The sequence below is a fragment of the Pseudonocardia oceani genome (assembly GCF_019263585.2).
In the GTDB taxonomy this organism is placed as follows: Bacteria; Actinomycetota; Actinomycetes; order Mycobacteriales; family Pseudonocardiaceae; genus Pseudonocardia; species Pseudonocardia oceani.
In genome coordinates this window covers 5,973,363-5,993,478 of record NZ_JADQDF010000001.1, presented here as the reverse complement: position 1 = coordinate 5,993,478, position 20,116 = coordinate 5,973,363, and the positions used below count along the sequence as shown (strand labels likewise).

Below are 20,116 nucleotides of genomic sequence, written 5' to 3'. Positions count from 1 at the left end.
CCGGGTTCGGGACCGACGAAGGGAGACCGCCGTGCGGATCGGGGCCGCGCCGATGTCGGCGCGCCGCAGCGCGCTCTGCGACGAGGACCTCACCGCGGCGGTGGGGGACCTCTTCACCCACGACGACCGCCTGCGGGGCATCGAGGTGAAGGGCGAGGCCGACGGCGGCGTCGTCCACCTCACCGGCGACGTCGACGACGGCGCCGACCTGGCCCGGGTGCGCGAGGTGATCGGGAGGCTCGCCGGGGTGCACGCCGTGTGGGACCGGGTGCGGGTCGGCGGGCGCGAGCCCGTGGTGCTCGACCTCGGCTGCGGCGACCAGCCGCAGTACCCGACCAACCTGGGCGTCGATCTGCGCCGCACCGGTGCGGTGGCCGTGCAGGCCGACCTCTCCCGCGCGCTGCCCTTCCGCGACGGCTGCGCCGACCGCATCTTCGCCGTCCACGTCCTGGAGCACCTGCTCGACTTCCTGGCGCTGGTCGACGAGTGCCACCGCGTGCTGCGCCCCGGAGGCGTGCTGCACGTGCTCACGCCCTGGTGGCGCCACGTCAACGCCGTGGCCGACCCGACGCACGTGCGGATGCTCGACACGCAGACGGTCAAGGGGATCTGCGCGCGGGCCGGGTCGCCGCGGCGCTGGTCACCGCTGCACGTCGGCAACGACGGCGCCACGGTGTTCGCCGACCTCACGCCCGTCGCGGCCGACCACGAGGTGCCGGCGACGCGGTCGGCGCGGTTCTTCGACTGACCTCTCCACCGAGGGTCAGGAGTCGACACGGGGAGTAGCAGTTGGCTGCGGAGCGTTTAGACCGCTCCCCAGCGGCGATCTCACCGATGTGGACACGACCGACTCTCTCGACCCCGCGCCCGACCTCGCGCCCGATCTCGAGGTGCTCGTGCCGACCTGCGACCGCCCCGTCGAGCTGGCCACGACCCTCGCCGGGCTCGCCGGTCAGGACCACCCGTTCGACGTGCTGGTGAGCGACCAGTCCTCGGGCGCCCCGTCCTTCGAGACGGCCCCGGCCCGGGCGATGCTGCGCGCGCTGCGCCGCCAGGGCCGCCGGGTCCGCACGCGGCGCCACCTCCCGCGGCGCGGGCTGGCCGAGCACCGCGCGTCGCTGGTGGAGGCGTCGCCGGCGCGGTACGTGCTGTTCCTCGACGACGACGTGTGGCTGGAGCCCGGCACCGTCGCCCGCCTGCGCGAGGCCATCGGCGAGCTGCGCTGCGGGCTCGTCGGCGCCGCGGTGCAGGGGCTGTCGCACCTGGCCGACCACCGCCCGCACGAGCTGGCCCCGTTCGAGCGGTGGGACGGGCGGCCCGAGCCGGAGCGGATCAGCCCCGACGGCCCGGAGTGGCGGCGCTGGACGCTGCACAACGCGGCCAACCCCACCCACCTCGCGGACCTGCACGTCGGCCCCGGGGAGCGGTGGGTCGCCTACAAGATCGCCTGGGTCGGCGGGTGCGTGCTCTACGACCGCCGCGCGCTCGACGCCGTCGGCGGGTTCGACTTCTGGACCGAGCTGCCCCCGGTGCACTGCGGTGAGGACGTCCTGGCGCAGCTGCGGGTCCTCGCCGGGTTCGGCGGCGCCGGGATCCTGCCCTCGGGCGCGGTGCACCTGGAGTCGCCGACGACCGTGCCCGACCGGCGCGTCGAGGCGCGGGAGGTGGTGCGCTCGTGACCGGCGTCGTCGTGGTCGGGGACCTGCTGCTCGACGAGGACGTCGACGGGCGGGCCGAGCGGCTGTGCCCGGACGCGCCCGCGCCGGTCCTGGACGTCGACGCGGAGCGCGACCGGCCCGGCGGCGCGGGGCTGGCCGCGGTGCTGCTGGCGGCGTCGGTGCCCGTGCGGCTCGTCGCCGCGCTCGACGAGGACGACGCGGCCCGGCGGCTGCGCGGGCTGCTGGCCGGGTGCGTCGAGCTCGTCGCGGGGCCCGGGACCGGCGGCACCGCGGTGAAGACGCGCCTGCGCGCCGACGGCCGGGTGCTGCTGCGCGCCGACCGCGGCGCCGGGCGCGCGGCGCCGGGGTTCGGGCGGGCGCTGGGCCCGGCCCTGCGCGGGGCGCTGCGGCCCTCCCCCAGCGGGGGCTCGGTCCTGGTCTCCGACTACGGGCGCGGGGTCGCGGCCGACCCGCGCGTGCGGGCCGCCCTGCGCGCCACCCGCCGACCGGTCGTCTGGGACCCCCACCCCCGTGGGGGCGATCCGGTGCCCGGCACGTCGGTCGTCACGCCGAACCTGTCCGAGGCGTGCGCGGTCCTCGGCGTCCCCGCCCCCGCCCCCGACGACGACGAGGCCGTGCTGCGCCTGGCCGACGCGCTGCGCGAGCGCTGGCGGGTGGGGGCGGTCGTGGTGACGCTCGGGTCGCGCGGCGCCGCCCTGCAGGGCGGCAGCGGCGGCGCCGTCGTCCCGGCTCCCCCGGCTGTCGACGGCGACCCCTGCGGCGCGGGCGACCGCTTCGCCGGTGAGCTCGCCGCGGCCCTGGGCACCGGCGCGTCCCTGCGGCGGGCCGTGGAGCGCGGGGTGACGGCCGCGTCGGCCTTCGTCGCGGCCGGGGGTGCGGGCGCGGTGCGGCGCACGGCCCGGGGGTGGGGCCAGCCCGACAGCGCCCCCTCCCGGTCGGTGCGGTCGGCCGGGGCGTAGGGCCGCGCGCCGTCAGCGGCCGGCCCGCGCCCCCACCACCGACCCCACCGCCGCCAGCACGTCTGGCACCTCGACGGCCAGCAGCGCCGGGTCGGGGTCGTCGGCGAACGGCTCGCCCCGGCGCCGGTCGGCGTCGGTCAGCACCACGTGCGGGCCGGTGGCGGGTGGACCCCACCGCTCCGGCGGGACCGGTCCGAACAGCACCACCGACGGCGTCCGGAACGCCGAGGCGAGGTGGGCGATGCCGGTGTCGCCGCTGACCACCAGCGCCGCGCCCGCCACCAGCGACGCCAGCTGGGCGAGGTCGGTGCGCCCGGCGAGGACCGCGGTGTCCGGCAGGCCGGCGAGCGCCGCGACCCGCGTCGCCGGCTCCCGCTCCTCCGCCGAGCCGGTGAGCACCACCCGGTGCCCCGCGCCGTGCAGCACCGCGGCCACCTCCGCGAACCGCTCCGCGGGCCAGCGCTTGGAGCCGTAGGCGGCGCCGGGGTGCACGACCGTGGGCGGGGTGCCGGCGGTGACGGCGGGCGGGGGCGCGAGCAGCAGGTCGTCGGGGTCGGCGGGGACGTCGAACGCCGCCAGCATCCCGCACCAGCGCTCGCGCTCGTGCCGCTCGGGGCGCGCCGGGTCGGTGACCAGCGCACGCAGGCCGAGCTCGTCGTCGCCGAGGTGACCCGAGTCGAGCTCGGCGGCGGCCAGATCGCCGCTGGCGAGGTCGGTGAGACCGAGAGGGTCCTCGCGCGGGCCGTCCCACTCCGGGCCCGGCCAGCCGGACGCGGCGTAGCCGATGCGCACCCGCGGACCGGTGGCGTCGAGCGCGCGGTGGCTCTCCGGGCCGGAGCCGTGCAGGTTGACGGCGACGTCCGGCGGCGGGCCGTCCCAGCGCAGCGCGTCGGGGGCCGGGGTCGGCAGCAGGTCGTCGACGGCGCCGGTCAGCGCGACGAGCGGGGCCAGCTCGGCGGGCGCGGCGAGCACCAGCCGGTGGTCCGGGCGCGCACGGCGCAGGCCGCGCAGCGCCGGGACGGCCACGAGCAGGTCGCCCAGGTGGAGCGCGCGCAGGACGAGCTGGACGGGTCGGTCGTCGATGGGCACCTGCGGCGGTTACCCGGGCGGGCCCCGGGTACGCGCCCGACGTGCCCGCTCCCGACCCGCTGCACGGCGTCACCCGGATCGCCGTCCTGCGCGCCAACGCCCTCGGCGACCACCTCATGGCCACCCCCGCGCTCGACGCCCTGCGCCGCACCTACCCGGACGCGCACATCGTGCTCGTCGGTGCGCGCTGGCACGCGGCGTTCCTCACCGGCCGGCCCGGCCCCGTCGACGAGGTGGCGGTGCTGCCCGAGGTCGCGGGCCTGGCCGGGCAGCCTCCGGGCGCGCCGCCGGCGTCGGAGCTCGACGGGTTCCTCGCCGGGCTGCGGGAGCGCCGGTTCGACCTCGCCCTGCAGCTGCACGGCGGCGGCGCCACCTCCAACCCGCTGGTGCGGGCGTTCGGCGCGGCCTGCGCGGTGGGGCTGCGCGCCGAGGGCGCCCCGGAGCTCGACCGCTGGGTGCCCTACCGCTACTACCAGCCCGAGGTGGAGCGGTTCCTGGAGGTCACGGCGCTGGTCGGCGCCGACGGCCCGTCCGCGACGCCGCGCCTGGCCGTCCTCGACGACGAGCACGCGCGCGCCGCGGAGCTGCTCCCCGGCGCGGGGCCGTGGATCGCGCTGCACCCCGGTGCGACCGACCCCCGGCGCCGCTGGCCCCCCGAGCGGTTCGCCGCGGTCGCCGACCGGCTCACCGACGACGGCGCGCGGCCGGTCCTCGTCGGGGCCGCGGGCGAGCAGCCCGTCGCCGCCGCCGTGCGCGCCGCCGCCCGCCGTCCCCTGCCCGACCTCACCGGCCGCACCGACCTCGGCACGCTCGCGGGGGTGCTCGCGCGCTGTGCGCTGGTGATCGCCGACGACAGCGGGCCGCTGCACCTCGCGCACGCCGTCGGGACACCGACCGTCGGCCTCTACTGGTGCGGCAATGCGATCAACGCCGCCGCCCCGCGCCGCGCCACCTCGCGCCCGCTGCTGAGCTGGACCGTGCACTGCCCCGAGTGCGGCGTCGACTGCACCCCGGCGGGCCACCCGCACCGCCCCGGCGACGGCTGCGACCACCGTCCGTCGTTCCTGGACCAGATCCCGGTCGCCGAGGTCCTCGAGGAGGCGCGGGACCTCCTGGGCATGGCGACGACGGCCGCGGGTACGTCGCGGGGATGACCGCACCCGAGAAGGACCGTCCCCTCGCCCTCGTCACCGGCGCCTCGAGCGGCATCGGCTACGAGCTGGCCAAGCTCTTCGTGGGTCACGGCTACGACCTCGTCGTCGCCGCCGAGGACGAGCGCCTGGACCGCGCCGCCGAGGTCCTCGGCCAGGCGTCCGGCGGCACCGTGACGCCCGTCCGGGCGGACCTGCGCCGGCCCGAGAGCGTGGAGACGCTGTTCGAGGCCGTGACCGCCACCGGCCGCCCGCTCGCCGCCGCCGCGCTCAACGCCGGGGTCGGCCGGGGCGGCGCGTTCGTCGAGACCGACCTCGACGACGAGCAGGAGATCATCGACCTCAACATCTCCTCCACAGTGCACCTGGCCAAGCTGGTGCTGCGCGACATGGTGGGGCGCGGCGCGGGCCGCGTGCTCGTGACGTCGTCGATCGCGTCGACGATGCCGGGCTCGTTCCAGGCCGTCTACAACGCCTCGAAGTCGTTCCTGCAGTCGTTCACCGAGGCGCTGCAGAACGAGCTGAAGGACAGCGGGGTCACGATCACCTCGCTCACGCCCGGGCCGACGGAGACCGACTTCTTCCACCGCGCCGACATGGATGACACCCGCGTGGGCGCCTCGAGCAAGGACGACCCGGCGCAGGTCGCCGAGCAGGGCTTCCAGGCCATGCTGAACGGCGACGCGAAGGTGATCGCGGGGTCGGTGTCGACGAAGGCGTCGGGGGTGGCGAACGCGGTGCTGCCGGACGCGGCGAAGGCCCAGATGCACCGGCTGATGGCGGAGCCGGGGTCAGCGGAGTCCTGAGGCGCCCGGCCCTCACCCCGCCCGGAGGACCGGGCGGGGTGAGGGCTACAGGAGCAACAGCACCACCAGCAGCACCGCGGTCAGGACCAGCGACACCAGCAGCGAGCCCAGGCAGCCCAGCCGGCTGGAGAACAGGGCGATCACGCCGCCCCCGGCCTGAGCAGCGTCTTGACCATCCCGTCCTCCTTCTTCTGGAACGTCGCGTAGGCCTGCGGCGCCTGCTCCAGCGGCAGGCGGTGGGTGGCGAAGCCGTCGACGCCCAGCGGGTCGTCGTCGGTGAGCAGCGGCAGGATGTCGGGCACCCAGCGGTGCACGTTGGCCTGGCCCATCCGCATCTGGATCTGCTTGTCGAACAGCCGCAGCATGTCCATCGGGTCGGCCGTGCCGCCGTAGACGCCCGACAGCGAGATGGTGCCGCCGCGGCGCACGATGTCGACCGCGGAGTAGAGCGCGCCGAGGCGGTCGAGCCCGGCGGTCTTCATCACCGGCGCCGCCACGGCGTCCGGGAGCAGGCCGACGAGCTGCTGCGCGATCTTCCCGGCGGGCGAGCCGTGCGCCTCCATGCCGACGGCGTCGATCACCGAGTCGGCGCCGCGCCCGTTGGTCAGGCCGCGGATCACGTCGCCGAGCTCGTTGCCGTGGGCGCGCAGGTCGACCGTGGTGGTGCCGCGGGCCCGCGCGCGCTCCAGCCGCTCGGGCACCAGGTCGATCCCAATGACGTTCTCGACGCCGCGGTACCGCGCGATCCGGGTGCACATGTCCCCGACCGGTCCGAGCCCGAGCACGGCCAGGCTGCCGCCCGCGGGCACGTCGGCGTAGGCGACGGCCTGCCACGCGGTCGGCAGCACGTCGGAGAGGTAGACGAACCGGTCGTCGGACGGGCCCTCGGGGACCTTGATCGGCAGGGTGTTGCCGAACGGGACCCGCAGGTACTCGGCCTGCCCGCCGGGCACCTGGCCGTAGAGCTTCGTGTAGCCGAACAGGGCGGCGCCGCTGCCCTGTTCGCGGACCTGGGTGGTCTCGCACTGGGAGTGCAGGCCCTGCGAGCACAGGAAGCAGGTGCCGCAGGAGACGTTGAACGGCACGACGACGCGGTCGCCGGCCCGCAGCTCGGTGACGCCCGGCCCGACCTCCTCGACGATCCCCATCGGCTCGTGCCCGAGGATGTCGCCGACGTCGAGGAACGGCCCGAGGACCTCGTAGAGGTGCAGGTCCGAGCCGCACAGGCCGGTCGAGGTGATCCGCACGATGACGTCGGTGGCGTCCTCGACGCGCGGATCGGGGACGGTGTCGACGCGGACGTCGCGCTTGCCGTGCCAGGTGACTGCTCGCATGCGTGGGGTGTCCTCCGCTGGTCGTTCGGTCGGGGTCTCGACGCAGCGGTACCCGATCGCGGGCGGCGCAACCGGTCAGGGACGCAGCTCAGGGACGCAGCTCCGCGACCACGCGGAGATCGGCGACGAGCGCGTCCAGCGCCTCGTCGCGCTGCTCGGGCGGGGTGCGCAGGATCGCCGACGGGTGCGTGGTCGGCACCAGCGTCCGGTCCTCCCACGGGCGCGGCCTCCCGCGCTCGGCGGTGATCCGGAACGCCGAGCCGAGCAGCGCCTTGCCGGCGGTTGCTCCCAGCGTGGCGACGACGGCGGGCCCGACCGCGGCCAGCTCCCCGTCGAGCCAGGGCCGGCAGGCCCGGACGTGCGTGACGCCGGGCGTCTTGTGCAGCCGCCGGTTGCCCGAGGCCTCGAACCGGAAGTGCTTGACGGCGTTGGTCACGTACACCTCGGTGCGGTCGATGCCCGCGCGCTGCAGCGCCGTGTCGAGCAGGCGCCCGGCCGGGCCGACGAACGGCGCGCCGTCGAGGTCCTCCCGGTCGCCGGGCTGCTCGCCGACGAGCATCAGCCACGCCGACGGCGGTCCGGCGCCGAACACGGTCTGCGTGGCGGGCTCGTACAGCTCGCACGCGGTGCAGCTCGCGGCGGCCTCGCGCAGCTCGTCGAGGTCACTCATCCGGGCTCCCCGCGGTACTTGCGGTAGAGCACCCACGCCAGGTCCACCAGTGCGACGAGCGCGACGACGCCGAGCAGGATCGCGAACAGCGGCAGCCCGGCGCGCAGCGCGAGCACCGCGCCGACCGCCGAGACGACGAGGCCGAACGCGGCCAGCACGGCGCGCAGGGTCAGGGCGCTGAGCGCGGGCGTCGAACCGCCGACGCCGGCGGTGGGGTCGTGGTAGCCGGGCAGGCCCTTCTCGTAGTCCGCGCGGGTGCGGCGGCGGCGCTCGGCCATCACGCGCCCCGGCCGGGGTCGGGAGCCTGGCCCAGGTGCACGAGCTTCGTCGCGGTCATCTCGTCGAGCAGCTCGGGGCCGTAGCCGAAGCCCTGACCGCTGGCACCGCGCGGGTGCGAGGCCCCGCCGGGCGCGCCGCCGAACACGTCGTTCACCTTCACCGCGCCCACCGGCAGCTCCCGCCAGGCCTCCTGCGCGTGCCCCATGTCGCGGGTGAGCACGGTGGCGGCGAGGCCGTAGGCGTCGTCGGACGCCTCGGCCAGGGCGGTCGCGAAGTCGGGCACCACCCGCACCGGCGCGACCGGCCCGAACGTCTCCTCCCGCAGCACCGCCATCCGCGGCCCGCACCCGGCGAGGACCGTCGGCGGGTAGAAGGCGCCGGGCCCCTCGGGCACCGTCCCGCCGGTGAGCACCTGCGCGCCGGCGGCGAGCGCGGCCCGTACGTGGCCGTCGACGTGGTCGCGGTGGCGCCGGTCGACCAGCGGCCCGATCCGCTCGCCCCACTCGCGCGCCCGGTCCGTGAGTGCGGCGAGGAAGGGCTCGGCGACGGCGGCGTGGACGTAGATCCGCTCGACGGACACGCAGATCTGCCCGGCGTTGGCGAACGCGCCGAGCGCGGCCTGCTCGGCGGCCCATCCCGGGTCGACGCCCTCGTCCACGACGAGCGGGTCGTTCCCTCCGTTCTCCAGCAGCGCCTTGGCCCCGCTGCGCGCGCAGGCCAGCGCGATCAGCCGGCCGGTCGCGGTGCTGCCGACGTGCGCGACGACGTCGACGGGCGCGGCGGCCAGCGCGGCCCCGGTGGTGGCGTCGCCGTCGAGGATCTGCAGGACGCCGTCGGGGAGCTGCGCGGCGAGGAGCTCGGCGAAGCGGCGCCCGGTGGCCGGGCAGCGCTCGCTCGGCTTGTGCACGACGGTGTTGCCGGTGACCAGCGCGGCGCCGAGCAGCCCGGCGGCGACGGCCACCGGGTCGTTCCACGGCGTGAGGACGACGGCCACCCCGCGCGGCTGCGGCACCATCACGTCCAGCGCGGACCAGCCGCCGTTCAGGGTCCGGCCGCCGTGCACCGGGCCGAGCTCGGCGTACTGCTCCAGGGTCCCGATACCGGCGTCGACGCCGCCGCGGGCGTCGTCCACGGGCTTGCCGGTCTCGCGGGTCGTGAGCTCGGCCAGCTCGTCGGCGACGGCCCGCACGGCGTCGGCGGCGGCCCGCAGCGCCGCCCCCCGCTCGGCGGCCGGGGTGCGCGCCCAGCCCCGGGCGGTGGCGCGGGCCCGCTCGACGGCCTCCGCGCACTCCGCCTCCGTCGTCACCCTGATCGTGCTCACGACCTCCCCGGTCCGGGGGTCGAGCACGACGAGCGGATCGGCGGGTGGGGCGGTGGTGGGGGCGGAGAGCAGTGAAGTCATCCCCCGCCAGTACCCCGAGCACGAGCACCCACACCCGCGGCGAGTCCGCCGACACCCCCGGCGAGTCTGCCAATACACCCGGCGAGTCTGCCGTCGATGCTCGGCGAGTTGTCCGGGCGGGTGCGGACGGGCCGGACCTGCCCGGACAACTCGCGGGGCGGCGGCGGCGAACTCGCCGGGCGAGAGGGGCGAACTCGCGGGGGCTAGGGGCCGGTCGTCACGTCGGCGGGCTGGGGGGTGCAGACACGGTCCTGCAGCAGGCTCAGCGCCGCCTGGGCCGTGGCGGCGCACACCTCCGCCGGCTCTCCGGGGAAGCGGTGCTCCTGCACCACCACCCCGCCCCCGTCGACGGCGGCGAGGAACACCGTGCCGGGCTCGCGGCCGTCCTGGGGGTCGGGCCCGCCCGCCCCCGTGGCGGCGACGGCCACGTCCGCGCGCAGCAGCGAGCGGACGCCCCGGGCCATCGCGACGGCCGCCGCGGCGCTGACGACCGGCCCCTCGGGCACGCCGAGCACCTCGTGCTTGACGTCGGAGCTGTAGGCGACGAGCCCGCCGCGGAACCACTGCGCGGAGCCCTGCGCGACGGCGAGCGCCTGACTGACCATGCCGCCGGTCAGCGACTCGGCGACGGCGACGGTGCGGCCTTCGTCGCGGCACCGGCTCGACACCGCGTCCGCCGCGGCGGCGCGGAGGTCCTCGGGAGATGGGGTCACCGGCGCCGCGTACCCCGGGGACGTGATCCCATGCCCGGCGAATGACCGACGACCGGTTCGGGTAGTTCCTGCTCCGTGTCCGCCACCGTCGTCGTGCTCGCGCCCTCGCCCCTGCTCACGGTCACCATCGAGGACCGCGCCGGGGAACCCGACATCCACGTCCACGCGGGGGGGCAGGGCGTCTGGCAGGCCCGCATGCTCGCCTCGCTCGGCGTGCGGGTCGTCCTCTGCGCCGGGCTCGGCGGCGAGACGGGATCGGTGCTCTTGCACCTGATCCCGCAGGAGGGCGTCGAGCTGCGGACCGTGAAGCTGAGCAGCCGCAACGGCGGCTACGTCCACGACCGCCGCGACGGCGACCGCACCGTCGTGGCCCACTCCCCCGGCGGCGCGCTCGACCGCCACGAGCACGACGCCCTCTACGAGCTCGCCCTCTCCCTGGGCCTCGAGCACGGCGCGGCGCTGCTGTCGGGCCCGCACGAGGACCGCGTCGTCCCCGCCGAGCTCTACGGCCGCCTCACAGCCGACCTGCAGTCCAACGGGTGCCGTGTGGCCGTCGACCTGTCGGGCGAGCGCCTCACCGCGGCGCTCGGGGGCGGGCCGGACCTGGTGAAGGTCAGCCACGAGGAGCTCGTCGAGGACGGGCGGGCCGAGTCCGAGGACCCCGTCGACCTCGTCACCGCCATGCGCGAGCTGCACGAGCAGGGCGCCGGGATCGTCGTCGTCTCGCGGGCGGCCGAGCCCGCCTTCGCCCTCGTCGACGGCGAGGTGCTGGCGATCCACCTGCCTCCGCTGCGCACCGCCGAGCCGAAGGGGGCGGGCGACTCCATGACCGCGGGCATGATGGCCGCGCTCGTGCAGGGCCGCTCCCCCGTCGAGGCGCTGCGCACCGGCGCGGCGTGCGGCGCGCTGAACGTGGTGCGCCAGGGGCTGGGCACCGGCAGCTCCGAGGCGGTGCAGGCCCTCGCCGACCGGATCGAGATCGTGCGGCGCAACGACGACGGGACGGAGCGCTCGTGACGCGCGTGCTGGTCACCAACGACGACGGCATCGACGCCCCCGGCATCGCCGCGCTGGCCCGCGCGGCGGTGGACGCGGGCCTCGACGTCGTCATCGCCGCGCCCGCCGAACAGTCCAGCGGCGCGAGCGCGGCGATCACCGCCGAGCGGGAGGAGGGCCGGACGCCGGTCCGCGAGGTCACCGTCGACGGCCTCGACGGCGTCCCCGCCTACGCCGTGTCGGCGCAGCCCGCGCACATCGTGCTGGCCGCGGTCGTCGGCTGGCTCGACCCGGTGCCCGACCTCGTGCTCTCCGGCATCAACCACGGCGCCAACACCGGCCGGGTCGTCCTGCACTCGGGCACGGTGGGCGCCGCGCTGACGGCGGGCGTGCACGGCGTGAAGGCGCTGGCGGTGTCGCTCGACGTCGCCCTGCACCCCGACGGCAGCGGCGGCCGGCACTGGGACAGCGCCACCTCCCTGCTGCCCGAGGTGCTGGCGCTGCTGGCCGACCTGCCCGAGGGCACGGTGCTCTCGCTCAACGCCCCCGACCGCCCGCCGTCGGAGTGCGGGCCGCTGCGGCACGCCGCGCTGGCCCCGTTCGGCGCCGTGCAGACCCGCGTCGACTCCGCCGCGAGCGACCACTGGCAGCTCCAGGAGGTCGAGGGCGACGGCACGCCCGACCCCGGCACCGACACCGCGCTGCTCGCGGCCGGGCACCCGACGCTGACCGCGCTGTCGCCGGTGGGCGAGGACGCCGGGGCGGGGCTGGCCGACCGGCTGGGCGCGCACGACGTGCGGCGCTGAGCGAGCGTTTCCGCCGGGCCACACCGGGAACGCCGACCGGGATCCCTGCCGACGACGAGAGGTGCTCCCATGACCGGCTTCCTCGGGCCCGAGGACGGCGACCCGGCCGACGACCTGTTCGCCCGCTTCCTGGGCGCGGGCGGCCCGCGGGGCGGCGTGCGCCGCGTCGACCTCACCCGGCTGCTCAGCGCCGGTGCGCGCGAGCTGCTCAGCGCCGCCGCACAGGCGGCGATGGACCGCGGCGACACCGACCTCGACGCCCTGCACCTGCTGCTCGCCGCCGCCCGCCTGCCCTCGACGCGGCAGTGGCTGGAGCGCTCGGGCATCGACCCCGCGGGCCTCGCCGAGTCCCTCGACCAGGGGCTGCGCCGCGGCGAACCGACCGGCCGCGCACCCAGCCTGACCCCGGCGGCGAAGCGCGCGCTGCTCGACGGCCACCAGGTGTCGCGCTCGCTCGGGTCGAGCTACATCGGGCCCGACCACATCCTGCTGGCCATCGCGGCGAACCAGGAGTCCGCGGCCGGGCAGCTGCTCGCGCAGGCGCGCCCCGCTGCGGGCGGGCGCCGCCCCGAGGGCCCCGTGCCGCAGCCCGGACCCGCGGCGGCGACGCCCGACCGGCCCTCGTCCACCCCGACGCTCGACCAGTTCGGCCAGGACCTCACCGCCGCCGCGCGCGGCGGCAAGCTCGACCCGGTGGTCGGGCGGGCCGACGAGATCGAGCAGACCATCGAGGTCCTGTCGCGGCGCACCAAGAACAACCCGGTGCTGATCGGCGAGGCCGGCGTCGGCAAGACCGCGGTGGTCGAGGGCATCGCCCAGCGCATCGTCGACGGCGACGTGCCCGACACCCTCGCCGGGCGCCGGGTCGTCGAGCTGCAGCTCTCCGGCGTCGTCGCCGGCACCCGCTACCGCGGCGACTTCGAGGAGCGGCTGCGGACCGTCATCGACGAGATCCGCGCCCACGGCGACGAGCTCATCGTCTTCATCGACGAGCTGCACACCATGGTCGGCGCGGGCGGGGGCGGCGGCGAGAGCGGCGGTGCGATGGACGCGGGCAACATGCTCAAGCCCGCGCTGGCCCGCGGCGAGCTGCACGTCATCGGCGCGACGACGCTCGACGAGTACCGCCGCCACATCGAGACCGACGCCGCGCTGGCCCGTCGCTTCCAGCCGGTGCTGGTGCCCGAGCCGAGCTGCGAGGACGCGATCGAGATCCTGCACGGGCTGCGCGACCGCTACGAGGCCCACCACCAGGTGCGCTACACCGAGGAGGCGCTGCGCGCGGCCGTCGAGCTGGCCGACCGCTACGTCACCGACCGGTTCCTGCCCGACAAGGCCATCGACCTCATGGACCAGGCGGGCGCGCGGGTGCGGCTGCGCACGCGCACCCCCTCGACCGACCGCCGCGGCCTGGAGCAGCGCCTCGAGCAGCTCGAGCGCGACAAGGACCAGGCCGTCGCCGACGAGCAGTACGAGCGGGCGAGCGAGCTGCGCGACCAGATCGCCGAGGTGCGGGCGCAGCTGGGCGGCGGCCCGCTCGGGGCGAGCGCGCTGGGCGCCGGTGAGGTCCCCGAGGTCGGCGTCGACGACATCGCCGATGTCGTGTCCCGCTCCACCGGCATCCCCGTCGCGCAGCTCACCGAGGCCGAGCGCGACCGCCTGCTCAAGCTGGAGGACGAGCTGCACGCGCGCGTGGTCGGGCAGGACGACGCCGTCCGCGCGGTCGCCGAGGCGATCCGCCGGTCCCGTGCGGGGCTGGGCGACGAGGACCGCCCCGTCGGCAGCTTCCTGTTCCTCGGCCCGACCGGCGTCGGCAAGACCGAGCTGGCGCGGGCGCTGGCCGCCGCGCTGTTCGGCGAGGAGGACCGGATGGTGCGCCTCGACATGAGCGAGTACGGCGAGCGGCACACCGTCGCGCGGATGGTGGGCTCCCCTCCCGGCTACGTCGGCTACGGCGAGTCCGGGCAGCTCACCGAGGCCGTACGGCGACGCCCGTACTCGGTGCTGCTGCTCGACGAGATCGAGAAGGCGCACCCGGACGTCTTCAACGTGCTGCTGCAGGTCCTCGACGACGGCCGGCTCACCGACGGCCAGGGCCGCACCGTCGACTTCCGCAACACCGTGATCGTCATGACGAGCAACGTCGGCTCGGAGCTGATCACCAATCGCGGCATGACGCTGGGCTTCGGCACCCCGCGTGGCGGCGACCCCGCCTCGCAGGAGGGCCGGGCGCTGCAGGACACGATCATGCCGCGGCTGCGCGAGGTGTTCCGGCCGGAGTTCCTCAACCGGATCGACGAGATCATCGTCTTCCGCCGCCTCGACGCCGAGCAGCTGGAGTCGATCACCGACCTGCTGCTGGAGGACACCCGGCGCCGCCTCGCGGGCCAGGACGTCACCGTGGAGTTCGGGGCCGACGCCGTGCGCCGCCTCGCCGAGATCGGCTACCAGCCCGAGTTCGGCGCGCGTCCGCTGCGCCGCACCATCCAGCGCGAGGTCGACAACCGGCTCTCCGCGCTGCTGCTGGCCGGGACGCTGACGCCGGGCTCGCACGTGCACGTCGGCGTGCGCGACGGGGAGATCGACGTCGCGGTGCGCGACGCCGCACCCGCGACCTGACGGAGGGTCAGCGGGGGGTCGGCGTGCCGCGCATCCGCAGCGGCACGCCGACCCACAGCACGGCGGTGACCAGCAGCAGCCCGCCCGTCATCGCCGCGGCGGTGGCCCGGCCGACCGCGAGGTCGAGCACGAGGAACAGCCCCGCCGACAGCGTCACGGCCAGCGCGGTGAGCCCGGCCAGCGCCATCCGGTGGCCGCACCGGACGAGCTCGCGCTTGCGCCCGCGCTGGAACAGCAGGCGGTGGGCCGCGACGGGGGCGACCAGCAGCGTCGAGGACAGCGCGGCCGCCGACAGCGTCACGACGAACACCGCGTGCTGCACGCCGTCGAGGGCGTCGAAGCGGGCGCTGAACGACAGCGTCAGCAGGAAGCCGAACAGGATCTGCACCCCGGTGAGGACGACGCGCAGCTCCTGGAGCAGCTCGGCGAAGTTGCGGTCGGCCCGCTGCAGCGGCCCCTCCGCGCGCTCCCGGGCGTTCCACGCGTCGTCGCGGCAGCCGGGCGCCCGCACCGCTCCCTCCCTGATCGACACGCCTGCTCCTTCTGCTCCCGGCGCCGGGATCCTCCCGACGGCGCAGGAGGGGGGGTACCCCCGGGGCCCCGGTCGACACCCGGTGCAGATCCGTGCAGATCCGTGCAGATCCGCGGCGATCCGCGTGATTGACCCCTGTGATCCGGGGCACTCCCCCGCGACGGACCGGGACGACCAGGAGGTACCCGATGCACGACTGGCTGTGCGAGCGCTGCGGCGACGCGATCCTTCCGCAGGCGCCGTGCCGCTGTGCGACGCCCTACGACCCTGTCGCGGTGCGGCGCCGACTGCGCGACGCCGTGCGCCTGGCCCGGTCGACCGACCGCCGGCGCGCCGCGGTGCGCCGGACCGGGCAGCGGCCGGCGGCCTGAACCCGCCCCCGCGCCGCCGGGTGGTGCACGCCTCGTCCCCGGCGGTTTCGACACGGCGCCTGCGTGGCACCTCCGGCAGGCGGCCGACCGGGCCGCGGCGGGTGGACCGGAGGACCGATGACGGCTCGACGCGCGGCGCGGCGCCCGTGACAGGCCTCGTGACGTGGCCCGTGACGGGGCCGGCCGCCGACGGGATGGTGCGTGCCCGCCTGCTCGGGACGACCGGCGCACTGCTCGTGGCGCTGGGCGCCCTGGGTGCCGGCGCGCTGCCGGTGCCGCACCCGCTGGCCGGGCTGCGCCTGCTCGGGCTGCCCGCCCGCACCGCGACGCTGTCGCTCGCCCTCGCGTGGGCGGGGGCCGCGCTGCTGGTGCTGGCGTGGCTGCAGGTGTCGCGCCGCGTACGCGCGGGCGGCCCCCTCGCGCCCGGACGGGCCGAGCTCGGCCGGACCGCGCTGCTCTGGGCGCTGCCGCTCGCGGTGGCCCCGCCCGTGTTCTCGCGCGACGTCTACAGCTACCTCGCGCAGGGTGCGGTCCTCGCGCAGGGGCTCGACCCGTACGCGCTCGGGCCCGCGCAGGCGCTGGGCATGGACGACCCGCTGGTGCGCAGCATCCCGGCGATGTGGCGCGACACGCCGTCGCCCTACGGTCCGCTGTTCCTGGCGCTGGCCCGCGGCGTCGTGCACGTGGCCGGGGACGACGTCGCGCTCGGCGTCCTCGTCCACCGCGCGCTCGCGCTCGCCGGGCTCGCGCTGGTCGTCGCCGTCCTGCCCGCGCTGGCGCGGCGCTGCGGCGTCGACCCCCGGTACGCGCTGTGGTGCGGCGCCGCGCACCCCCTGGTGCTGTTCCACCTGGTCGGCGGCGTGCACAACGACGCCCTCATGCTCGGCCTGGTGCTGGCCGGCCTGGAGCTGGGCCTGCGGGCGGGCGAGCGGCTGCTCGACCCGCGGCTGCTGGGCGGCGCGGTGCTGGTCGTCGCGGCGTCGGCGGTGAAGCTGCCCGCGCTCGTCGCGCTCGGGGTGCTGGGCGTGGCCCGGGCCCGCGGCGGCGGGTGGCGGGCCGTCGCGGCGCAGGCGGCGGTGCCGGCCGCCGTCGCGGTGGCCGGCCTGGCCGCGTGCACCGCCGTCACCGGCGTCGGCCCGGGCTGGCTGGGCGCGCTCGGCGTGCCGGGCTCGATCGACAGCCCCTTCTCCCCCACCACCGACATCGGCTACGCGGCCGGCGCGCTGGGCGTGCTCGCCGGGCTCGGTGACCACACCGCCACGGCCGTCGCGCTCGTGCGGGCGGTGGGTCTCGTCGCGGGCGTCGCCGTGGTGGGGGCGACGCTGCTCGCCGTGCACCGCGGGCGGCTCGACCCGGTCGCCGGGCTGGGGGCCTCGCTGGCGGCCGTCGTGCTGCTCGGTCCGGCCGGGCAGCCGTGGTACCTGCTCTGGGTCCTGGTCCCGCTGGTCGCGACGCCGGCGCTGCCGCGGCTGCGCCGGGCGCTGCTCGCGGTCTCGGTGCCGCTGGCGCTGGTCCTGGCCCCGACGGGCGGGCTGTTCCCGTTCCACGGGTTCCAACCGGCGCTGGCCCTCGGTGCCGCGCTGCTGATCGTCACCTGCTCCGTCTGGGGGGCCGACCGGTGGTACCGGCCGTCCGAACGCAGCATCCGCGCGGCCGGACGGGGTACCCGCCCGGCATGGACGACGACGAGGCGAAGCAGATCCGCGCCGACTTCTCCGACGCCGTGAACATGTCGGGCAAGGAGCTGCGCGAGTGGCTCGGGACCGACGACTCGAAGGCGGTCGGCGACCACAAGGACGGTGGCGAGGCCGTCGGCCACGAGATGGGCCGCCACATCGTGGAGCTGCAGGGCACGAAGGCGGGCGACCTCACCGACGACGACCTCGCGCGGATGCGCAAGGTCGTCGGGTACGTGCACCGCCACCTCGCGCAGCGCCCGAAGGGCGACGTCACGGACACGAAGTGGCGGTACTCGCTGATGAACTGGGGCCACGACCCGCTCAAGGGGTAGACCCCTGGGGGCGAGCGGCTACGTGAGCGCCCCCGCCGACGCGTCGACCGCGGGCGCGAACCTCTCGGGCACGGGCCGCTCGGGCGCGCGGCGCGCCCCGGCCCAGGCGAGCGCCGCGGTGAGGACGTCCTCGGCGATCGCGCCGGGGAGGTCGGACCCGAGCCGGCGGGCGGCGACCGAGCGCCCCCACTGCCCGAGCACCGACGACGCCAGCGCGGCCGTCAGCCCGATCGCGCCGGGCAGGACGGGGTCGACCCCCTCCCGGTGCGCGAGCGTGGCCGCCGACGCCGCCCCGAGCGCGACGCGCGGCGCGAGCCCGGGTGCGCCGGTGCGGGGCGGGACCACCGGGCTCTTGTCCAGCAGCAGCTCCGTCCCGGCCAGCGCCCCCGCCACCGCGCCCCGGCGCCCGGACGATGCGAGCGCGAGCCCCGTCATCCCCGCCGAGCTGCGCGATCCGGTGGCCGCCCCGAGCGCCGCCGCGCGCAGCAGCACCGCGGGCGGCGGGCGGCGCGTCGCGGCCTCCCGCTCGGGGATCGCCGCGACCAGCGCCGCGTGCGTCGCGAGGCCGTAGGCCAGGTGCGGCACGGCGTCGGTCGCCCACGTCGCGGCGCTCCACCGGTGCGGGTCGTCGACGCCGAGCGCGGCGATCGGCCCGTCGGTGGCGAGCATCGCGGCCGCGCCGAGCAGGGCGCCGCCGACCGGGGCGGGCAGCCACAGGCCGGCGGAGCGCAGCACCCCGCCGAGCCCGCCGACGATCACCCCGACCGCGGTCCCGCCGAGCGGGCCGAGCCCGGCCAGGCGACGGCCGCGGGCCCGCCGGCCGCCGGGCAGACGCACGCCGAGCCGGTCGGTCAGCGCCGCCGCGACCTCCTGGGGCGCCTCGCTCGCCGGCCGTGCGCGCACGGCCATGTCGAGCTGGGTCACCGCGTTGAGGACCGTCGTGCCGACGGCCCCCGCGGCCAGGCCGCGAGCGAACCCGCGCGCCGAGGACGTCACGCGTCGCCCCCGAGCTGCCCCTTCAGCTCCTTCATCACCCCGTTCGGTCCGTCCACCTCCCGCATCGGTCGCAGCGCGTCCACCAGCTCCTTGTCGGCCCCGTTGGACTCGGCGAGGTCGGCCATGGCCGCCCCGTCCATCGGGTAGTCCGCGCCCTTGAGGGCCTTCTGCACTTCGGTCACCTGGAAGCTCATGGCGGTGGCGTACCCGGGTCGCTGCGCCCTACGCCCCCCGTAGTGGCGACGCGACGCCGTCCGAATCCCCCACCGCCCCTGCTCACCGCCGCCGTCGGCCCGCTGGTCCTCATCGGCCTCGCCGCGCTCGGGGTGCTGCCGCTGACGACCGCGCTGTACGTCGCGGTCGGCGCTCTGTCGACCGCTGATCCGAGCCGCACCTCGCCGCACTGAGCCGCGCCGCTCGTCAGCGCCCGGCGAACCGCGCCGCCACCCGGTCGGCGATGCACGACCCGGCGTGCTCGTAGGTGCGTGCGGACGGCGACGCCCGCGGCGACCTGCTCGACGGTGATCGCGAAGCCGTCGACGCCGGTGTCGAGCACCGTGTGCACCGTAGTGGTCCGGCGGCGCCAGTCCTCCTGCGGGCCGTTGCCGTCGACGGACTGGACGAGGGAGGAGCTCGTCCCTCGCCGCACGACCGCGGCGCCCTCGCGGCGCTTGGCCTCGTCGAGGGAGTTCAGGGTGCCCAGGACGTCGTCGGCGCCCCAGCGGTCACGGTTCGAGCAGAGCTCCGTGCATGCGCCTTCGGCGCCCGTGAGTGGCGAACGTCGCCAGGGCCACGATCGCCACTCACGACCGTCACCGGGCGGGCGCCTCCGGCACCCGTGAGTGGCGACGAGTGCTCTGGCACTGGTTTGCGCTCACGGGCGCGGCCACGCCGAAGCGTCCACCGACGCCGCCAGCGCCGGCAGGTCGGACCACACCGTCACCAGCCCGAACCCGTCGTCGGCCCGGGCCCTCGCGTAGGAAGCGCTGGTGGCGTGCACCCCGGCCCGGGCGCCCGCGGCCTGACACGCGGCGAGGACGCGGGCGAACGCGTCGAGGACCTCGGGCTCCTCGCGGTTCTGCGCCGCCCCCAGCCCGAGGGCGACGCCGAGGTCGCCGGGACCCACGAACAGCCCGTCCAGCCCCTCGACGGCGGCGATCTCGCCGGCCCTCTCCAGCGCGCCCGCGGTCTCGACCATCGCGAACACGAGCGCCTGCTCCGCGGCGGCGACGGGGTCGGCACCGCCGAAGGCCGTGCGGATCGGGCCGTAGGAGCGGCGCCCGAGCGGGGGTAGCCGGCACGCGTCGACCAGCGCCCGCGCCGTGGCGACGTCGTCGACCATCGGCGCGATGACGCCCTGCACCCCGAGGTCGAGCACGAACCCGGCCTCGGCGGCGTCGACCGCGGTCAGCCGGACCAGCACCGCCGTCCCGTGCAGGGTGGCGGCCCGCACCGCGGCGGCGGTGGAGGCGCGGTCGAACAGGCCGTGCTGCAGGTCGAGCGTCACCGCGTCGAGGACGCCGCGCGACGCCACGACCTCGACCAGGTGCGGGTCCGGCACGGTGATCCAGCCGTTGCGGGCCGCGCGGCCGGCGGCCCAGGCGGCGCGCACGCCGGGGGCGGAGGGGGTCTGCGTCACCGGGCCACGCTAACGCCGGTCTGCGAGACTCCGCCGGACCAGTCGATCGTGAGGAGCACGGGTA

General features: G+C 77.0%; 22 protein-coding genes. 12 read left to right on the top strand and 10 right to left on the bottom strand.

The window, feature by feature from the left end; translation table 11 throughout:
- The first annotated feature begins 31 nt into the window (after window positions 1–31).
- The 3 genes from I4I82_RS30065 to I4I82_RS30055 all read left to right on the top strand — a co-directional run bounded on the left by I4I82_RS30065 (window position 32) and on the right by I4I82_RS30055 (window position 2,638).
- A complete protein-coding gene (locus tag I4I82_RS30065) occupies window positions 32–748 on the top strand; it encodes a methyltransferase domain-containing protein (protein WP_226370328.1) in 717 nt (238 codons plus the stop codon).
- A gap of 88 nt (window positions 749–836) precedes the next feature.
- The gene (locus I4I82_RS30060; protein ID WP_218593844.1) at window positions 837–1,679 is read left to right on the top strand and encodes a glycosyltransferase family 2 protein; all 843 of its coding nucleotides are present in this window, start codon (window positions 837–839) and stop codon (window positions 1,677–1,679) included.
- Window positions 1,676–2,638 carry a bifunctional heptose 7-phosphate kinase/heptose 1-phosphate adenyltransferase gene (locus I4I82_RS30055; protein WP_218596280.1) on the top strand — a complete coding sequence of 321 codons (963 nt, stop codon included), beginning with the start codon at window positions 1,676–1,678 and terminating at the stop codon, window positions 2,636–2,638. The genes I4I82_RS30060 and I4I82_RS30055 overlap by 4 nt, the downstream gene beginning before the upstream one ends.
- A gap of 12 nt (window positions 2,639–2,650) precedes the next feature.
- On the opposite strand, the gene I4I82_RS30050 is transcribed toward I4I82_RS30055, so the two are convergent.
- Window positions 2,651–3,727, bottom strand: coding sequence for a glycosyltransferase family 9 protein (locus tag I4I82_RS30050; protein ID WP_226370327.1), 1,077 nt, complete (start codon window positions 3,725–3,727; stop codon window positions 2,651–2,653).
- 41 nt (window positions 3,728–3,768) lie between these two features.
- Here I4I82_RS30050 and I4I82_RS30045 point away from each other — a divergent pair, with 41 nt between their 5' ends.
- Window positions 3,769–4,881 carry a glycosyltransferase family 9 protein gene (locus I4I82_RS30045; RefSeq protein WP_218593916.1) on the top strand — a complete coding sequence of 371 codons (1,113 nt, stop codon included), beginning with the start codon at window positions 3,769–3,771 and terminating at the stop codon, window positions 4,879–4,881.
- On the top strand, window positions 4,878–5,684 hold the full coding sequence (locus tag I4I82_RS30040; protein WP_218593917.1) for an SDR family NAD(P)-dependent oxidoreductase: 807 nt from the start codon (window positions 4,878–4,880) through the stop codon (window positions 5,682–5,684). The genes I4I82_RS30045 and I4I82_RS30040 overlap by 4 nt, the downstream gene beginning before the upstream one ends.
- Window positions 5,685–5,824: 140 nt before the next feature.
- Here I4I82_RS30040 and I4I82_RS30035 read toward each other — a convergent pair whose 3' ends face one another.
- The 5 genes from I4I82_RS30035 to I4I82_RS30015 all read right to left on the bottom strand — a co-directional run bounded on the left by I4I82_RS30035 (window position 5,825) and on the right by I4I82_RS30015 (window position 10,082).
- A complete protein-coding gene (locus I4I82_RS30035; protein WP_218593918.1) occupies window positions 5,825–7,018 on the bottom strand; it encodes a zinc-dependent alcohol dehydrogenase in 1,194 nt (397 codons plus the stop codon).
- 88 nt (window positions 7,019–7,106) lie between these two features.
- Window positions 7,107–7,688: a UdgX family uracil-DNA binding protein gene (locus I4I82_RS30030; protein ID WP_218593919.1), complete on the bottom strand. Its 582-nt coding sequence runs from the start codon at window positions 7,686–7,688 to the stop codon at window positions 7,107–7,109.
- Window positions 7,685–7,966 carry a DUF6343 family protein gene (locus I4I82_RS30025; protein WP_218593920.1) on the bottom strand — a complete coding sequence of 94 codons (282 nt, stop codon included), beginning with the start codon at window positions 7,964–7,966 and terminating at the stop codon, window positions 7,685–7,687. Before I4I82_RS30025 ends, I4I82_RS30030 begins: the two co-directional genes overlap by 4 nt.
- On the bottom strand, window positions 7,966–9,369 hold the full coding sequence (locus I4I82_RS30020) for an aldehyde dehydrogenase family protein (protein ID WP_218596279.1): 1,404 nt from the start codon (window positions 9,367–9,369) through the stop codon (window positions 7,966–7,968). Before I4I82_RS30020 ends, I4I82_RS30025 begins: the two co-directional genes overlap by 1 nt.
- A gap of 203 nt (window positions 9,370–9,572) precedes the next feature.
- On the bottom strand, window positions 9,573–10,082 hold the full coding sequence (locus I4I82_RS30015; RefSeq protein ID WP_226370325.1) for a CinA family protein: 510 nt from the start codon (window positions 10,080–10,082) through the stop codon (window positions 9,573–9,575).
- A 75-nt stretch (window positions 10,083–10,157) separates the two neighbouring features.
- Between I4I82_RS30015 and I4I82_RS30010 the strand changes: the two genes are divergently transcribed.
- The 3 genes from I4I82_RS30010 (at window position 10,158) to I4I82_RS30000 (ending at window position 14,503) form a co-directional block, all read left to right on the top strand.
- Window positions 10,158–11,099, top strand: a complete 942-nt coding sequence (locus I4I82_RS30010) for a 1-phosphofructokinase family hexose kinase (protein ID WP_218593111.1) — start codon at window positions 10,158–10,160, stop codon at window positions 11,097–11,099.
- Window positions 11,096–11,884 carry a 5'/3'-nucleotidase SurE gene (gene surE, locus I4I82_RS30005; protein WP_218593112.1) on the top strand — a complete coding sequence of 263 codons (789 nt, stop codon included), beginning with the start codon at window positions 11,096–11,098 and terminating at the stop codon, window positions 11,882–11,884. The genes I4I82_RS30010 and surE overlap by 4 nt, the downstream gene beginning before the upstream one ends.
- A gap of 69 nt (window positions 11,885–11,953) precedes the next feature.
- Complete coding sequence (locus I4I82_RS30000; protein WP_218593113.1) at window positions 11,954–14,503, top strand: ATP-dependent Clp protease ATP-binding subunit; 2,550 nt, start codon at window positions 11,954–11,956, stop codon at window positions 14,501–14,503.
- Window positions 14,504–14,510: 7 nt separating this feature from the next.
- Here the strand turns inward: I4I82_RS30000 and I4I82_RS29995 are convergent, their stop codons facing one another.
- Window positions 14,511–15,035 (bottom strand): DUF6328 family protein, encoded by a 525-nt coding sequence (locus I4I82_RS29995; RefSeq protein WP_218593114.1) that lies wholly within the window; start codon window positions 15,033–15,035, stop codon window positions 14,511–14,513.
- Window positions 15,036–15,223: 188 nt separating this feature from the next.
- Between I4I82_RS29995 and I4I82_RS29990 the strand changes: the two genes are divergently transcribed.
- The 3 genes from I4I82_RS29990 to I4I82_RS29980 all read left to right on the top strand — a co-directional run bounded on the left by I4I82_RS29990 (window position 15,224) and on the right by I4I82_RS29980 (window position 17,417).
- Window positions 15,224–15,406 (top strand): hypothetical protein, encoded by a 183-nt coding sequence (locus I4I82_RS29990; protein WP_218593115.1) that lies wholly within the window; start codon window positions 15,224–15,226, stop codon window positions 15,404–15,406.
- 170 nt (window positions 15,407–15,576) lie between these two features.
- The gene (gene mptB / locus I4I82_RS29985; RefSeq protein ID WP_218593116.1) at window positions 15,577–17,133 is read left to right on the top strand and encodes a polyprenol phosphomannose-dependent alpha 1,6 mannosyltransferase MptB; all 1,557 of its coding nucleotides are present in this window, start codon (window positions 15,577–15,579) and stop codon (window positions 17,131–17,133) included.
- Entirely contained in the window at window positions 17,082–17,417 is a 336-nt protein-coding gene (locus tag I4I82_RS29980; RefSeq protein WP_218593117.1) for a DUF3140 domain-containing protein, read from the top strand. The genes mptB and I4I82_RS29980 overlap by 52 nt, the downstream gene beginning before the upstream one ends.
- 18 nt (window positions 17,418–17,435) lie before the next feature.
- Here I4I82_RS29980 and I4I82_RS29975 read toward each other — a convergent pair whose 3' ends face one another.
- Complete coding sequence (locus I4I82_RS29975; RefSeq protein WP_218593118.1) at window positions 17,436–18,413, bottom strand: hypothetical protein; 978 nt, start codon at window positions 18,411–18,413, stop codon at window positions 17,436–17,438.
- Window positions 18,410–18,607, bottom strand: coding sequence for a DUF2795 domain-containing protein (locus tag I4I82_RS29970; RefSeq protein ID WP_218596278.1), 198 nt, complete (start codon window positions 18,605–18,607; stop codon window positions 18,410–18,412). The genes I4I82_RS29975 and I4I82_RS29970 overlap by 4 nt, the downstream gene beginning before the upstream one ends.
- A gap of 42 nt (window positions 18,608–18,649) precedes the next feature.
- Here I4I82_RS29970 and I4I82_RS29965 point away from each other — a divergent pair, with 42 nt between their 5' ends.
- Window positions 18,650–18,820 (top strand): hypothetical protein, encoded by a 171-nt coding sequence (locus tag I4I82_RS29965; RefSeq protein WP_218596277.1) that lies wholly within the window; start codon window positions 18,650–18,652, stop codon window positions 18,818–18,820.
- Window positions 18,821–19,287: 467 nt separating this feature from the next.
- Here the strand turns inward: I4I82_RS29965 and I4I82_RS29960 are convergent, their stop codons facing one another.
- On the bottom strand, window positions 19,288–20,052 hold the full coding sequence (locus I4I82_RS29960; RefSeq protein WP_218593940.1) for an HpcH/HpaI aldolase family protein: 765 nt from the start codon (window positions 20,050–20,052) through the stop codon (window positions 19,288–19,290).
- Window positions 20,053–20,116: the final 64 nt, after the last annotated feature.